At 67.9% G+C, this 14476-nt stretch carries 12 protein-coding genes; 9 read left to right on the forward strand and 3 right to left on the reverse strand.

The features are described 5' to 3' along the window. The first annotated feature begins 56 nt into the window (after window positions 1-56). Window positions 57-1865 (forward strand): feruloyl-CoA synthase, encoded by a 1809-nt coding sequence (locus M2282_RS10835; RefSeq protein ID WP_280808799.1) that lies wholly within the window; start codon window positions 57-59, stop codon window positions 1863-1865. Between the two features lie 8 nt (window positions 1866-1873). Here M2282_RS10835 and M2282_RS10840 read toward each other — a convergent pair whose 3' ends face one another. Further along, window positions 1874-2791, reverse strand: coding sequence for a LysR family transcriptional regulator (locus M2282_RS10840; protein ID WP_280808800.1), 918 nt, complete (start codon window positions 2789-2791; stop codon window positions 1874-1876). A 120-nt stretch (window positions 2792-2911) separates the two neighbouring features. Between M2282_RS10840 and M2282_RS10845 the strand changes: the two genes are divergently transcribed. From M2282_RS10845 to M2282_RS10855, 3 genes are read left to right on the forward strand one after another with little or no spacing between them, the layout of a single operon-like run. Beyond that, window positions 2912-4279: an MFS transporter gene (locus tag M2282_RS10845; RefSeq protein ID WP_280808801.1), complete on the forward strand. Its 1368-nt coding sequence runs from the start codon at window positions 2912-2914 to the stop codon at window positions 4277-4279. A 15-nt stretch (window positions 4280-4294) separates the two neighbouring features. Continuing rightward, on the forward strand, window positions 4295-4804 hold the full coding sequence (locus tag M2282_RS10850) for a GAF domain-containing protein (protein ID WP_280808802.1): 510 nt from the start codon (window positions 4295-4297) through the stop codon (window positions 4802-4804). Next, entirely contained in the window at window positions 4801-6048 is a 1248-nt protein-coding gene (locus tag M2282_RS10855; protein ID WP_280808803.1) for a metal-dependent hydrolase family protein, read from the forward strand. The genes M2282_RS10850 and M2282_RS10855 overlap by 4 nt, the downstream gene beginning before the upstream one ends. 18 nt (window positions 6049-6066) lie before the next feature. On the opposite strand, the gene M2282_RS10860 is transcribed toward M2282_RS10855, so the two are convergent. Next, a complete protein-coding gene (locus M2282_RS10860) occupies window positions 6067-6873 on the reverse strand; it encodes a PaaX family transcriptional regulator (RefSeq protein ID WP_280808804.1) in 807 nt (268 codons plus the stop codon). A 79-nt stretch (window positions 6874-6952) separates the two neighbouring features. Between M2282_RS10860 and M2282_RS10865 the strand changes: the two genes are divergently transcribed. After that, window positions 6953-7735: a crotonase/enoyl-CoA hydratase family protein gene (locus M2282_RS10865; protein WP_432422891.1), complete on the forward strand. Its 783-nt coding sequence runs from the start codon at window positions 6953-6955 to the stop codon at window positions 7733-7735. Between the two features lies 1 nt (window position 7736). On the opposite strand, the gene M2282_RS10870 is transcribed toward M2282_RS10865, so the two are convergent. After that, window positions 7737-9119, reverse strand: coding sequence for a PLP-dependent aminotransferase family protein (locus M2282_RS10870; RefSeq protein WP_280808805.1), 1383 nt, complete (start codon window positions 9117-9119; stop codon window positions 7737-7739). 137 nt (window positions 9120-9256) lie between these two features. Between M2282_RS10870 and M2282_RS10875 the strand changes: the two genes are divergently transcribed. The 4 genes from M2282_RS10875 (at window position 9257) to M2282_RS10890 (ending at window position 14474) form a co-directional block, all read left to right on the forward strand. Further along, window positions 9257-10543, forward strand: a complete 1287-nt coding sequence (locus M2282_RS10875; protein ID WP_280808806.1) for a hydroxymethylglutaryl-CoA reductase, degradative — start codon at window positions 9257-9259, stop codon at window positions 10541-10543. 94 nt (window positions 10544-10637) lie between these two features. Next, entirely contained in the window at window positions 10638-11090 is a 453-nt protein-coding gene (locus M2282_RS10880) for a hypothetical protein (protein ID WP_280808807.1), read from the forward strand. Next, window positions 11090-12475: a tripartite tricarboxylate transporter permease gene (locus M2282_RS10885; protein ID WP_432422897.1), complete on the forward strand. Its 1386-nt coding sequence runs from the start codon at window positions 11090-11092 to the stop codon at window positions 12473-12475. Before M2282_RS10880 ends, M2282_RS10885 begins: the two co-directional genes overlap by 1 nt. A 190-nt stretch (window positions 12476-12665) precedes the next feature. Beyond that, a complete protein-coding gene (locus tag M2282_RS10890) occupies window positions 12666-14474 on the forward strand; it encodes an ABC transporter ATP-binding protein (protein WP_280808809.1) in 1809 nt (602 codons plus the stop codon). Window positions 14475-14476 lie beyond the last annotated feature (2 nt).

Genomic DNA, 14476 nt, shown 5'->3' on the forward strand with positions numbered 1-14476 from the left:
AGGGGAGTACCCGGTGGCCTGTGCACACGCCCTGAACAAAACTTCGGAATAGAGAAATGACCGATTTCCTCCACGACGAAAACCTCATCGCCCCACCCCGCACGGTGCGCATCGACTTCGACGATGGCTCCTTCGCGCTGCGCTCGCCGCAGAAGCTGAAGCCCTATGCGCACTGCATCGGCGAATGGCTGGAGCGCTGGGCACATGAAACACCCGACGCACTGGCCTTCGCGGAGCGCGACGACAGCGGCGAAGGCTGGCGCAAGCTCGACTACCGCGCGCTGCGTCACGCCGTGGGCGCGGTGGCGCAAGGCCTTCTCGACCTGAAGCTGCCGCCGACCCAGCCCATCGTGATCCTCTCGGACAACGCGATCGACCACGCGGTGCTGATGTTCGCAGCGATGCACATCGGCCGCACCGCCTGCTCGCTGTCGAGCGCGTACTCGCGCATGGCGAAAGATCCGTCGCGGCTTCACGGCATGCTGAAGGCGCTCGGGCCTTCGCTGATCTACGCATCGGACGCCAAGGTGTATGGCGGCGCGCTTGCGGGCTGCGGCGTCGAGGCCGTCGCGGTGTTCAGCCGCAACGCCGATGCGCATCCGGGCGCGATGGCTTTCGACCGGTTGCTCGCGGCCAGCGAAACACCGGCCGTGATGGACGCCTTCGCAACCATCCTCCCCGACACCCACGCCAAGTACCTGCTGACCTCGGGCTCGACCGGCAAGCCCAAGGTGGTGATCAACACGCACCGCATGCTGTGCGCCAACCAGCAGATGATGGCGCAGACCTGGCGCTTCCTCGCGCAGGAAAAGCCGGTGCTGGTCGACTGGCTTCCGTGGAGCCACACCTTCGGCGCGAACCACAACCTGCACATGGTGCTGTGCCACGGCGGCGCGCTCTACATCGACGAAGGCCGGCCCGCGCCGGGACTGATCGAGAAGACGGTGCGCAATCTGCGCGAGGTGAAGCCCACGCTGCTGTTCAACGTGCCGCGCGGCTTCGACATGCTGCTGCCCTTTCTCGAAGCCGACGACGCGCTCGCCACCGAAGTGTTCTCGCGGCTGCGGCTGGCCTTCTATGCGGCGGCGGCGCTGGCGCCCTCGACATGGCAACGCCTCGAAGCGGTGGCGCAGCGCGTGCGGCCCACGCGCCCGCTGTGGCTCACCACCTCATGGGGTGCGACCGAGACCTCGCCCGCCATCACCTCCGCGCACTGGAAGCTCGACGGCGCCGGCTGCATCGGCGCACCGCTGCCGGGGCTCGAGCTCAAGTTCGTGCCCAACGGGCAGAAGCTGGAGATGCGGGTCAAGGGTGTCTCGGTGTTCCCCGGCTACCGCGACGCGCCACGTGAAACCTCGGAAGCGTTCGACGAGGAAGGCTATTACCGCATCGGCGATGCCGGCTTTCTCGCGAACGTTGCGGAGCCCGCGCACGGCGTGATCTTCAACGGCCGCGTGGCCGAAGACTTCAAGCTCTCGACCGGCACCTGGGTGTCGGTGGGCACGCTGCGCGTGAAGCTGGTGTCGATGCTCGCACCGCATGTGCAGGACGTGGTGCTCACCGGTCACGACCGCGACGAGATCGGCATGCTGGTGTTCGCCAGTCCGCAGGGCGCATCGCTCTCGCCAGAAGCGCTGGCCGAGCGCATCGCCGGCGTGCTGCGTGCGCTGCGCGACGAAGGCGCGGGCTCCTCGCAATGCCCGGCGTGCGCGCTGGTACTCACCGAGCCGCCCAGCCTCGACGCGGGCGAGATCACCGACAAGGGCTACATCAACCAGCGCGCGGTGCTCACGCGCCGTGCAGCCGATGTGGCGCGGCTGCATGCGACGGATGGCGACCCTCAGGTGGTACGCCTGCGCAACTAGTCAGTCGATCAGGACGGCTGCTCGAACAGCGCCAGCAGCGTGTCCTTGACCCACTGGTGCAGCGCCGAGGTCTCGTGCCGCTGGTGCCAGAACAGTTCGATGATGCGCGGCGGCGCCTCCAGCGGCACCGGCACCATGCGCAGGCCCGCGAGGCGCGAGGGTTCGAACTTCTCCGACCATGGCAGCACCGCGAGCAGGTCGGAGCGGCGCACCGCCTCGTACGCTGCGCCGTAGTGGTTCACCGTCGCGACCAGGTTGCGCTGCAGCCCGCGGCTGCGCAGAAAGAGGTCGTAGGTCGGCGTGGTCTTGCCGACCAGGCTCACATCCACATGGCGCGCCGCCAGGAATTTCTTCAGCGGAATCCTGTCGGTGCGCGCCAGCGGATGCCCCGCACGCATGACGCAGACGAAATCGGGTGACCACAATGCCCTCGACTTGAGGAACGTGGGCCGCCGCACTTCCTCGTTGTAGACGCTGATCGCGAAGTCGGCCTTGTTGTCGGCCAGCACCGGGCCGAAATCGACCAGCGTGTTGGGAATGGCATGGACCTGCATCGACGGCGCGACCTTGCCGAGCCTGGCCGCCAACCGCGGCACCACGATGGACGACACGTAGTCGGACATCGCGATGCTCACGCTCGCGGTGCTGCGCAGCGCATCGAAGCGCTCGACATCCATCGTTGCGCGGATCGCGTGCAGCGACTGGGACAGCGGCTCCCACAGGTCGATGGCGCGCCGGGTCGGGTTGACACCCGCGCCGCTGCGCACGAAGAGCGGATCGTCGAAGGTGTCGCGCAGCCGGCGCAGCGCATTGCTGACCGCGGGCTGCGTCAGCGACAGCTTGCTGGCTGCGCGCGTGACGTTGCCTTCGGTCATCAGGGCTTCGAACACCTTCAGCAGGTTGAGGTCGGCATTGCGGTAGTTCATCGTGCATCCCACCATTCACTGGGTCAATAAACACAATCACGCATATAAATTTGCCGTGATATCCCACCGATCCTACGATCTGCCGCTTCACCCCACCCCACCTGAAGCTGAGGGATCCCCATGACCATGCTGTCGGCGCGCATCGAGCGCCTGCCTTTCTCTGGTTTCCATCGGCGCCTGCTCCTCATGGGAGGGCTGGGCTACACCTTCGACGCGATGGACGCCGCGGTCATCGCCTTCGTGCTTCCCGTGCTGCGCACCGAATGGGGGCTCAGCAGCGTGCAGATCGGCGTGCTGGCCAGCGCGAACTTCATCGGCTTCTTCTTCGGCGCACTGGCCGCCGGCGCCTGCGGCGACCTGATCGGGCGGCGCAAGGTGATGATGTCGGCGCTCGCGATCTATTGCGTGGCCTCGCTCTTCAGCGGCATGGTCAACGACTGGACGCTCTTCCTCGCGCTGCGCATCGTGGCCGGCTTCGGCGCCGGGGCCGAGAGCGCGATCATCGCGCCGTACCTTTCGGAGTTCGTGGCCCGGCGCTACCGCGGCACCTTCACCGGGGCCCTGGCGGGCTTCTTCTCGTTCGGCTTCGTCGCCGCGGCGCTGCTGGGCTACTTCATCGTGCCGGCGCATCCGCAGGGCTGGCGCATCGTCATCTTCATCACCGCGCTGCCCGTGGTGTTGCTGCTGTGGTGGCGCCGCGCGCTGCCCGAGTCGCCGCGCTGGCTCGAGAGCCAGGGGCGCGAGAACGAAGCGCTCGCGATCATGGACGCGATGGAGGACAACCATGTGCGCAGCGGTCGCGCCCTGCCCGCGCTCAACGCCGAAGACCTCGCCGCCCCGCCGCCCAGCACCAGCCGCGGCAGCCTGCTGAAGAACTACGCGACGCTCGTCTCCAGCAAGCTCATCCGCATCAGCACCATGACCTGGCTGATGTGGCTGTCGATCACCTTCAGCTACTACTCGTTCTTCACGTGGATTCCGAGCCTGCTGATCCAGAACGGCATGACGATCACCAAGAGCTTCGGCTATTCGCTGGTGATGTACATCGCGCAGATTCCCGGCTACTTTTCGGCCGCGTGGTTCAACGAACGCATCGGGCGGCAGGCCACCATCGTGAGCTACATGCTGCTGGGCGGGCTCTGCGCGCTGGGCCTCGCATTCACGCACAGCGACGCGCAGATCATGGTCGCGGGCGTGCTGCTGTCCTTCTTCATGAACGGGACATATGCGGGCGTCTACGCCTACACACCCGAGGTGTTTCCGACGCAGGTGCGCGCCACGGGCTCGGGCCTGGCCTCGGCCATCGGGCGCATCGGCGGCATCACGGCGCCGATTTTGGTGGGCTTCATCTATCCGACGGCCGGCTTCGCGGGCGTGTTCGGCATGACGACGGCGGTGCTGCTGCTGGGCGCGGCAGCCGTCACGTTCATGGGCATTCCCACGCGCGGCCGCTCGCTCGAAGACATTGCGGCCGGCGAACTTTCCTGACGACCTCCGACAACCATGCAGCCAAACTCTCTCGAAGATTCTCTTTCGGCCGTGGCGCTCGCCCACGCCGACACCACCCAGCCGCACGCCACCTTCGATGCCATCGACAAGGCGGTCGCATCGACCATCGGCCACCGGCTCTTCACCATCCTGGTCCATCACCGCGAGGCGCGTGAATCGGAGCGCGTGTACACCAACATGCGCGAGGCCTACCCAGTGGGCGGGCGCAAGCCCATCACCGATTCGCCGTGGATGCAGCAGGTGATGCAGCGGGGCCTGCCCTACATCGGCCGCAACGCCGAGGACCTGCGCGACGTGTTCTACGACCACGAACTCATCGTGTCGCTGGGCTGCCGCAGCGTGCTGAACATTCCGCTGCGCTGGCAGGGCGAGACGCTCGGCACGCTCAACATGCTGCACGAGGAGAACTGGTATGGCGACGGCCACGTCGAGCTCGCGCGGGTGTTCGCGCAACTGGCGGTGCCGGCCGTGATGGCACAACAGACCAAGGAATCCATCGCATGACGAACACGGTCCTTTTCAAGAACGCGAACCTGCTCGATCCGCTGCGCGGCGAACTGCTCGAAGGCCACGACATCCTGGTCGAAGGCGGCGTGGTCCGCGAGGTCTCCGACAAGCCGCTGCAAAGCAAGGCCGCGCGCGTCATCGACGTGAAGGGCAAGACGGTGATGCCCGGCCTCATCGACCTGCACGTGCATGTGATCGCGGTGGAGCTGAATCTCTCGCGCCAAGTCCACATGCCCAACGTGCTCATCACGCTGCGCAGCGTGCCCATGCTGCGCGGCATGCTGCGCCGCGGGTTCACCACGGTGCGCGACGCGGGCGGTGCGGGGTACGCGTTCAAGCAGGCGGTGGACTCCGGCCTCGCGCAGGGGCCGCGCCTCTTCGTCTCGGGCCGTGCGCTGAGCCAGACGGGCGGGCACGGCGACATGCGCGGGCGCTCCGACTTCCTCGACCCAGCCGCGACCTGCTCGACCTGCGTGCGGGTCGGTGCGCTCGCGCGCGTGGTCGACGGCGTCGACGCGGTGCGCCGCGCTGTGCGCGAAGAGCTGCAGATGGGCGCGGACCAGATCAAGATCATGGCCTCCGGCGGCGTGGCCTCGCCAACCGATCCGGTGGGCGCCTTCGGCTACAGCGAGGACGAGATCCGCGCCATCGTGGAAGAAGCCTCGGGGCGCGGCACCTACGTGATGGCACACGCCTACACCGCCGCGGCCATCGCGCGCGCGGTGCGCTGCGGCGTGCGCACCATCGAGCACGGCAACCTCGTGGACGCGCCCACGGCCGCGCTGATGGCGGAGCTGGGCGCCTATGCAGTGCCTACGCTGGTCACCTACGACGCGCTGGCCAACGAGGGCGAGAGCTTTGGCCTCCCCAAGGAAAGCGTGGCCAAGGTGGCCGACGTGCGCGAGGCGGGCCTGCGCTCGCTGGAGATCTACAGGAAGGCCGGCGTGAAGATGGGTTTCGGCTCCGACCTGCTGGGCGAATCGCAACGCCTGCAGAGCGACGAGTTCCGCCTGCGCGCCGAGGTGCTGTCGCCGGCCGAGGCCATCGCGAGCGCCACCGTGGTCGGTGCCGAGGTGCTGGGCATGCCGGATCGCCTCGGTCGCCTCGTGCCGGGTGCGCTCGCCGACATCCTCGTGGTCGACGGCAATCCGCTGCGCGATGTCGAATGCCTGCTGGGACAGGGCGAGCGCATTCCGCTGGTCATGAAGGAAGGCGTGGTCCAGTTCGACGAGTTGGGCTGAAGCTCCCGGCCGCGGCGGTCAGGCCTGCGCGAACCACTCGCGCCACAGCTTGCGCGCCTTGTCCTGGTAGCGACGCGTCACGGCCTGCAGCGCGGCGCGCGGTTCCGGCGACATGAGCTCGGCCGGCAGCAGCGGATCGCGGATGAGGTGCGCGATGACAGCGCGCCCCAACAGCAGCGATTCGCGCACGGCCGCTTCGAGCGGCAGCTTGTCCAGCCGCTTCTCGCTGCGCTCGATGCCGGCCTGCAGGCGCTGGTAGCCGGCCGCCAGCGTGCGCACGTTCCACAGCTTGCGCGCAGCCGCCTGCGTGGTTTCGTCCATGTCGGCGAGGCGGAACACCAGCGCCTTCGAGGACAGGCCCCGGCCCTGCAGCTGTTCGCGCTCGGCTGCCAGCCCGCCCCGGAGGTTGTCGGGCCGGATGTGCAGGCCGGTCTGCAGCGGGGCAAAGCCGCGCAGCGACAGCGCCAGGCCATGGTGGCGCCAGGCCGTCTTGTCCGAACGCGGCACGCCGGCGTCGTGCACAGCGAGCCAGTCGTTGCGCCACGCGACAGCCTGTGCGCCGCGCTGCCGCCAGCCGTCGACCGCGCGAGACAGCGCCGGCCCCGCGCGGTTGAGCGCATAGCTGCCGCGCTCGCTGCGTTCGATCTTGCCGTCGCTCGCGAGCCGCGTGAGACCCACGCGCAGCGTCGATTCGCCGATGCCCATCAGGGCGCCGGCGCGGCACAGCGACTGCGCACTCAACATGCCGCTGTGGGCGACGAGCAGGTCGAGGATCAGTTCCGGTGCGCTCGGAATGGCGACCTGGACATTGCATATTTTTTCCACGTTTGCACATCGGAGAAATATTTCCTACGATGGACCAGAGCTGTTGAGTAAGTAATTTTGCCTCCAGGGGAATGCATCCATGACCATGGAATACGTGACCTATGACACGGATCGGGCGGTCTGCACCCTCACGCTGAACCGCCCGGACAAGCGCAATGCCGTCAACGGCGTGGTGGCTGCCGAGCTGCGCGAAGCCTTCGAGCGCTTCGAGACCGACGATGCGTTGCGCGTGGCGATCCTCACGGGTGCGGGCGGCCACTTCTGCGCCGGCGCCGACCTGGGGGCCGTCGGCAACCCGGACGAGCGCAACGAACTCGACCCCGAAGGCGGCGGCAGCGGGCCGATGGGACCGACGCGCATGGCGCTGTCCAAGCCGCTCATCGCGGCGGTGAACGGCTACGCGGTCGCGGGCGGCCTCGAACTCGCGCTGCTCGCCGACCTGCGCGTGGCAGACGACGACGCGGTCTTCGGCGTGTTCTGTCGCCGCTGGGGCGTGCCGCTGATCGACGGCGGTACGGTGCGATTGCCGCGCATTGTGGGCATGGGGCGCGCGCTGGACATGATCCTGACCGGGCGGCCCGTCTCCGCGACCGAGGCGCTGGCGATGGGCCTGGTCAACCGCGTCACGCCGCCGGGCGGCGCGCTCGCCACGGCGCGAGAGCTGGCCCTGCAGATCGCCGCGTTCCCGCAGCAATGCATGCTCACCGACCGCCGCTCCGCCTACGAACAGTGGGACATGCCGCTGGCCGACGCCCTTCGACGCGAAGGCGCGCAGGGCGTGCCGATCGTCCTTGCCGAAGGCGAAGCCGGTGCCGCACGCTTTGCCGGCGGCGCGGGGCGGCACGGCACCTTCAAGGGCTGATTCAGGCGCGCCGTCGCAGCGCGGTGCGCAGCGCCTTCGCAAAGCGCGGATCGGCCATGGCGCCGACGTTGAAGCGCGACCAGCGCGAGACCTGCGTCGAATCGACGCTGAAGATGCGCCCCGGCGCCATCACGATCTTGCGCGGCAGCAGTTCCTTAGCGAACGCCAGCGAATCGGCCACGCCGGGCAGCGCCGCCCAGATGTAGAGCGACTGCGGCGTGCGCGCGAAGACCTCCGCATCGACCGAATCGAACAGCTGCAGCGCCTTGCGCGTCGCTTCGCCAAGGCGCGTCTGCAAACGATTCAGGTGGCGCTGGTAGTGGCCTTCGCTCAGGATCACGTCGACCGTGCGCTCGCTGTACTCCGAGCTGCTCACGTGGATCAGCGCCTTCAGGTCGGCGAGGTCGCTCGCGAGGTCTGCACCGCAGGCGATGAAGCCCACGCGCAGCGCCGCCGAGAACGACTTCGAGAAGCTGCCGATGTAGATGGTGCGCTCCAGCTGGTCGAGCGCCGAGAGCCGCGGCAATGCGGTCGGCTTGAAGTCGGCCAGCGGATCGTTCTCCACGATCAAGAGGTTGTATTTCTGCGCGAGCTGCAGCACGCGGAAGGCCTTGGCCGGCGAGATGTCGGAGCCCGTGGGGTTGTGCGCGAGCGACTGCGTGAAAAAGAGGCGCGGCCGCTCGGCGATGAGCAGCTGCTCCAGCACATCGAGGTCGGGCCCGTCCGCCAGGCGCGGCACGGCTAGCATCTGCGCGCCCGCGAGCTTGAGCTTGCCGAAGAGCGGGTAGTAGCCCGGGTCGTCGACCAGCACCTTGCCGCCGGGCGGCACGAAGTAGCGGATGACGATGTCCATCGCCTCGTTGGCGCCGTGCGTGAGCACGATCTGCCGGGGCTCCGCGCCGATGCCGAAGTCCGCGAGCTTGCGCACCAGGTGATCGCGCAGCGGCGCATAGCCGAAGCGGCTGCCATAGCGGAACAGCGCACCGAGCCCCGTGCGGACGACCTTGGGGTGGTATTTGTCCAGCCGCACGTCGGCCAGCCACTCGACCGGCGGAAAGCCATCGCCCACCGCGACCGCATCGGGCTGCGTCTTGAGCTGCTCCCGCATGAGCCACACGATGTCCATCGCGCGGCCCAGGCTCCCCGCGTCTTCCTCGGGCGGCTTGGGGCTGGATTGCGCGAGCACGAAATAGCCCGAACCGCGCCGCGGCTCGACCAGGCCCCGCGACACCAGCAACTCGAACGCAGCCACCACGGTGTTCTTGGCATAGCCGTGCAATTGCGCCAGTTCGCGCAGCGACGGCAGCTTGTCGCCGGCCTTGTAGGCGCCGCTCGCGATCTGGCGCGCGAGGGTGTCGGCGAGCGAATCGGCGATCGTGGTCATGGGCCGAGACTTTGACACAGCGGGCCGCTTCGGCGCACCACTGTCCGCACTGTCCCGCCAAACTGTGCCTTCCGCTGGCGGTACAGCCGGCCTAAATTGCCTGCTCCCGAATTCATCCTCCGAAGAGACAAGCAACGATGGTCGCCGACTCCCGCATTCCCAATTTCCGAGCCCTCACGCCTGCGCAGCGCTTCGCCCATATCGCACAGGCCGCATCGCTCACCGACGACGAGGTGGCCCTGCTCGCCCAGCCCGGCGCGCTGAGCGTGGACCGCGCCAACGGCATGGTCGAGAACGTGATCGGCACCTTCGAGCTGCCGCTGGGCGTGGCCGGCAACTTCACCGTGAACGGACGCGACTACCTCGTGCCGATGGCGGTGGAAGAACCCTCGGTGGTCGCCGCTGCATCGTTCATGGCCAAGCTGGCGCGCGAAGGCGGTGGCTTCGAGGCATCGAGCACCGGGCCGCTGATGCGCGCGCAGGTGCAGGTGATCGGCATCACCGACCCCTACGGCGCGCGGCTCGCATTGCTGCGTGCGCGCGACGAGATCCTCGCCGTGGCGAACAGCCGCGACAAGGTGCTGATCGATCTCGGCGGCGGCTGCCGCGACATCGAGGTGCATGTGTTCGGCGACACGCCGCGCGGCGCGATGGTGGTGATGCACCTGATCGTCGACGTGCGCGATGCGATGGGCGCGAACACCGTCAACACCATGGCCGAGGCGGTGTCGCCGCTGGTCGAGAAGCTCACGGGCGGCACGGTGCGCCTGCGCATCCTGTCGAACCTGGCGGACCTGCGGCTGGCGCGTGCGCGCGTGCGGCTTGCGCCGGCCGTGCTGGCCACGCGCGAGCGCAGCGGCGAGGAAGTGGTCGAGGGCGTGATCGATGCCTACACCTTCGCGGCCATCGATCCCTACCGTGCGGCGACGCACAACAAGGGCATCATGAACGGCGTCGATCCGGTGATCGTCGCGACCGGCAACGACTGGCGCGCGGTGGAAGCCGGGGCGCATGCCTATGCCTGCCGCAGCGGGCGCTACACATCGCTCACCACCTGGGAGAAGGACACGACGGGCGCGCTCGTCGGCACCATCGAGATGCCGATGCCGGTGGGGCTCGTCGGCGGTGCCACCAAGACGCATCCGCTCGCGCGGCTCGCACTGAAGATCCTCGACGTGAAGTCCGCGCAGGAGCTCGGCGAAGTCGCCGTGGCCGTCGGCCTCGCGCAGAACCTGGGCGCCTTGCGCGCGCTCGCCACCGAAGGCATCCAGCGCGGCCACATGGCACTGCACGCCCGCAACATCGCGCTGGTCGCGGGCGCCACGGGCGACGAGATCGACAGCATCGCCAAACAGATGGCCGCCGAGCACGACGTGCGCACCGACCGCGCGGTGGCGCTGCTCGAAGCGCTGCGCAAGAAGTAAGCAACGCGGGGGAGTTCCCGCACAACGGACCGCGGCCGATACCGCGGCGGCCATGGAAGTGGCCGTCACATAACCATAGACGGAGACATCACAAATGAACGCAGACAGTGCAACGCCCGCGCGGTGGCGACTGGTGGAGATATGGGGCGACACGGCCGACCTGGGGCACCTCGCGTGGTCCATCGTCATCGGCGTCGCCGTGAGCCTCACGGGTTACCTCGTGGCCAGCCGCGTACTCGCAAGCGCCGTGAGCACGCCCGAACTGGCGCGCGCCTACGCCATGCTCGCGGGCCTCGGCGGCTGCGTCGTCTCTGGCCTGATCTGCGCCAAGCTCTTCGCACCGAAGCGCGAAGTGGTCGAGGGCACCGACCCCGATCCGCGCTGGCGCGAAGAGGTGCTGGCCGAACTGGCCGGCGAGCACGGCGACCTGGGCTCAGTCAACGACCTGCCGCCCTCGGTGGTGCGCGAGATGAAGGAGCTGGAGATCTACGACCTGTTCGCGTCGTACAAGCCCCGCGCCAGGAACACCGAAGGAGCCGCACTGTGATCGAAGCCGCGCTCCTCAACCAGATCCTCATCGCCACGGGCATGGGCCTCGTGGGCGCCATCGTGTTTGCGGCCATCGGCCTCGTCTCGGGCACCGACGAAACCACCACGCTCGCCCCGCTCACGCTGCTGGTGGTGCTGCTCGGCGTGCCGCCCGAAGGCGTGTTCACCTTCTTCCTGGCCGCCGCCGTGGCCAAGCACATGACGCACGCGGTGCCCACCGCGCTCCTGGGCATTCCGGGCGACACCATGGCCACGCCGCTGCTGCAAGACGCGAACGTGCTGCGCAACCTGGGCGTGCCGCACATCGCGCTGCGCAAGATGGTGTCGGGCGCGATCATCGCGGCCTTCATCGCGGTGCCGCTGGCCGTGCTGTTCGCGGTGCTGCTGGCGCCCTATGGCGCGGCCATCACCAAGGCGGCGCCGTGGATCTTCGTGGTGGCGGCCGTGGCCATCGCCTACTTCTCGAGCGGGCGCTGGGCGTCGGTGGCCACGCTGGTGCCGTTCGTGATGGTGATCGTGGCGCTGCAGGCGCTCACCGGCAAGTATGGCGTGAAGCTCAGCATCAGCTACTTCCTGGGCATTGCCATCGGCCCGCTGGTGGCGGACCTGTTCTCGGTGATCTCGCCCGCGGCACGTGCGCGCATGAAGCGCGACAAGGTCCGCACCTTCTCGCTCGCGCCCGACGTGAAGGGATGGACGGGCTACTTCCCGAACCCCTTCAAGGTGCTCGACCGCACGCAGGTGAAGTGGACCTTCGCGACCGCCGCGATCTCCAGCGCCACCTTCGTGTTCAGCCCGGTCGCGATGACCGTGGTGCTGGGCGAACTGGTCGGCTCGCGCATCAAGCACGCGTACCACCGCCTCACCACCACGCTGGCCGCGCGCAACGGTGTGACCGAGGCCACCTACATCGCCGAGGCGCTGATCCCGCTGATCGCCATCGGCCTGCCGCTGAGCCCGGTGGCCGCCGGCCCGGCCGCGCCGCTCTTCAATGCGCCACCGGTGTTCACCATCGACTCGGCCACGGGCCAGACCCACAACCTGCACAACCTGCTGAACCACTGGGAGTTCCTGGGCTACGGCATGCTGGCGGTGGTGCTCGCGGCGCTGGTGGCCTATCCGTTCACCATGAACTTCGCGCGCCGCGCGGCGCTGTTCGTCTCGCGCAAGGTGAGCCACGAGGCGATCATCGCCACCTTCGTCGGGCTGATCGTGGTGATCAGCGTGTGGGAAGGGCAACTGCTTGGATTGCTGGTGATCCTCACGATGGGCCTGCTCGGCGGGCTGCTGTCGCGCGCCATCGGGTTCAACACCGGGGTGCAGTTCATGGGGTACTACACGGCGGTGTTGACGGTGCCGGCAGCGATCAAGGCGTTTTCGTAGGTCTGGATTGTTCATGGCGGCGAGCACTGGTTGATCGGCCGATAACCAGCAGCGCTTCCAAGTGCGCAGGGCATCGGGTGCTCCCCGCAGCGAAATCAAGGAGGAGGCCGCAGGCCGGGGGACATTCGCGGAGGGGAGTACCCGGTGCCCTGTGCACCCACCCTGAACAACAGCGCCGCATACTGACGCAATGCACATCCTCTGGACCTACCTGAGGCCGCACGCGCGCCTCGCACTGCTCGCCCTGCTGCTGGCGGGCATCAGCCAAGTTTTGGCGCTGGTCGACCCGATCATCTTCGGCAAGATCATCGACCAGTACGCCATCCACCGCGACGGCAAGACCGAGGAAGAACTGGTCTCCGGCGTGCTGCGCCTGCTGGCGCTCGCCGTCGCATTGGCCATCGCATCGCGGCTCGCGAAAGCGCTGCAGGAATACATCACGCGGCTGGTGGTGCAGAAGTTCGGCACGCAGATCTTCAACGACGGCCTGCGCCAGGTGCTGCGCCTGAAGTTTCCCGAGTTCGAGGACCTGCGCAGCGGCGAGACGCTCTCGATGCTGCAGAAGGTGCGCGCGGACAGCGAGCGCTTCATCAACGCCTTCATCAACACCGCGTTCGCGGCCATCGTGGGCATCGGGTTTCTGGTCTGGTACGCGGTGACCAAGCACTGGCTGCTGGTGCCGGTGTTCCTCATCGGCGTGCTGGTGCTGGGCGGGCTTACCGGATTGCTGAGCCGCGAGATCAAGAGCCAGCAGCGCTCGATCACGCGCGAGACGAACCGCAACTCGGGCTTCATCACCGAGTCGCTGCGCAACATCGAGCTCATCAAGAGCCTGGGGCTGACCTTTCCCGAGATACGGCGGCTGCAGGCGCAGACCACGCGCATCTTCGCGCTGGAGATGCAGAAGGTGAAGCGCATCCGGCTCTTGTCTTTTCTGCAAGGCACGACGCTAAGCCTCTTGAAACTGGCGGTGCTGTTCGCGCTCTTGTGGCTGATCTTTCGCGACGTGCTGAGCACGGGCGAGCTGATCGCGATGCAGTTCATCTCGGTCGCGATCTTTGCGCCGCTGCAGGAGCTGGGCAACATCATCGTGGCGTACCGCGAGGCCGAGGCGTCGCTCCTGAACTTCGAGGCGCTGATGCAGAAACCGATCGAGCGGCGGCCCGAGTCGCCGATCAGCATCGGGCCGGTCACGCACCTGCGCTTTGCGGACGTGAGCTTTCGCCACAAGGGCGCGACGGAGAACGCGCTGGACGATGTGTCGTTCGAGGCGGGGCTCGGCGACACCATTGCTTTCGTCGGGCCTTCGGGCTCGGGCAAGTCGACGCTCGTGAAGCTGCTGGTGGGCCTGTACACGCCCGCGAGCGGCGAGGTGTTCTACAACGACATCTCCACGCGCGACCTGCGCTACAACCAGGCGCGCCGGCAGATCGGCTTCGTGACGCAGGAGACGCATCTCTTCGCGGGCACGATCCGAGAGAACCTGCAGCTCGTGAAGCCCGATGCGACGGACGAAGAGATCCTCGAAGCCATGCGGCAGGCCTCGTGCGCGTACCTGGCCGAGAAGTCGCCCGAGGGGCTGGACACGCCCATCGGCGAGCGCGGCATGAAGCTCTCTGGCGGCGAGAAGCAGCGGCTGTCGATCGCGCGGGCGCTGGTGCGGGAGCCGCGCCTCCTGATCTTCGACGAGGCCACCTCAGCGCTCGACTCGCTCACCGAAGAACAGATCACCGCCACGGTGCGCGAGATCTCGGCGCGCAGCACGCAGATCACCATCCTCATCGCGCACCGGCTCTCGACGATCATGCATGCGGGCACGATCCACGTGCTGGAGAAAGGCCGCATCGTGGAGAGCGGCACGCATGCGGCGCTGCTCGAAGGCAAGGGGTTGTACTACGCGATGTGGCGTCAGCAGATCGGCGAGCGGCCGGTGCCGCGCGTGCAGGACGCCGAGCCCGTTGCCCTTGCCGAACCGCCCGGCGAGGCCGAGTCCGCCTGACG

This window comes from Variovorax boronicumulans, assembly GCF_029892485.1.
GTDB classification, from domain to species: domain Bacteria; phylum Pseudomonadota; class Gammaproteobacteria; order Burkholderiales; family Burkholderiaceae_C; genus Variovorax; species Variovorax boronicumulans_B.

What these genes read in the sequence shown, in the direction of transcription:
- M2282_RS10835 (WP_280808799.1), top strand. Translation starts at nt 57, where the DNA reads ATGACCGATTTCCTCCACGACGAAAACCTCATCGCCCCACCCCGCACG.
- M2282_RS10840 (WP_280808800.1), bottom strand. Translation starts at nt 2,791, where the DNA reads ATGAACTACCGCAATGCCGACCTCAACCTGCTGAAGGTGTTCGAAGCC.
- M2282_RS10845 (WP_280808801.1), top strand. Translation starts at nt 2,912, where the DNA reads ATGACCATGCTGTCGGCGCGCATCGAGCGCCTGCCTTTCTCTGGTTTC.
- M2282_RS10850 (WP_280808802.1), top strand. Translation starts at nt 4,295, where the DNA reads ATGCAGCCAAACTCTCTCGAAGATTCTCTTTCGGCCGTGGCGCTCGCC.
- M2282_RS10855 (WP_280808803.1), top strand. Translation starts at nt 4,801, where the DNA reads ATGACGAACACGGTCCTTTTCAAGAACGCGAACCTGCTCGATCCGCTG.
- M2282_RS10865 (WP_432422891.1), top strand. Translation starts at nt 6,953, where the DNA reads ATGACCATGGAATACGTGACCTATGACACGGATCGGGCGGTCTGCACC.
- M2282_RS10870 (WP_280808805.1), bottom strand. Translation starts at nt 9,119, where the DNA reads ATGACCACGATCGCCGATTCGCTCGCCGACACCCTCGCGCGCCAGATC.
- M2282_RS10875 (WP_280808806.1), top strand. Translation starts at nt 9,257, where the DNA reads ATGGTCGCCGACTCCCGCATTCCCAATTTCCGAGCCCTCACGCCTGCG.
- M2282_RS10880 (WP_280808807.1), top strand. Translation starts at nt 10,638, where the DNA reads ATGAACGCAGACAGTGCAACGCCCGCGCGGTGGCGACTGGTGGAGATA.
- M2282_RS10890 (WP_280808809.1), top strand. Translation starts at nt 12,666, where the DNA reads ATGCACATCCTCTGGACCTACCTGAGGCCGCACGCGCGCCTCGCACTG.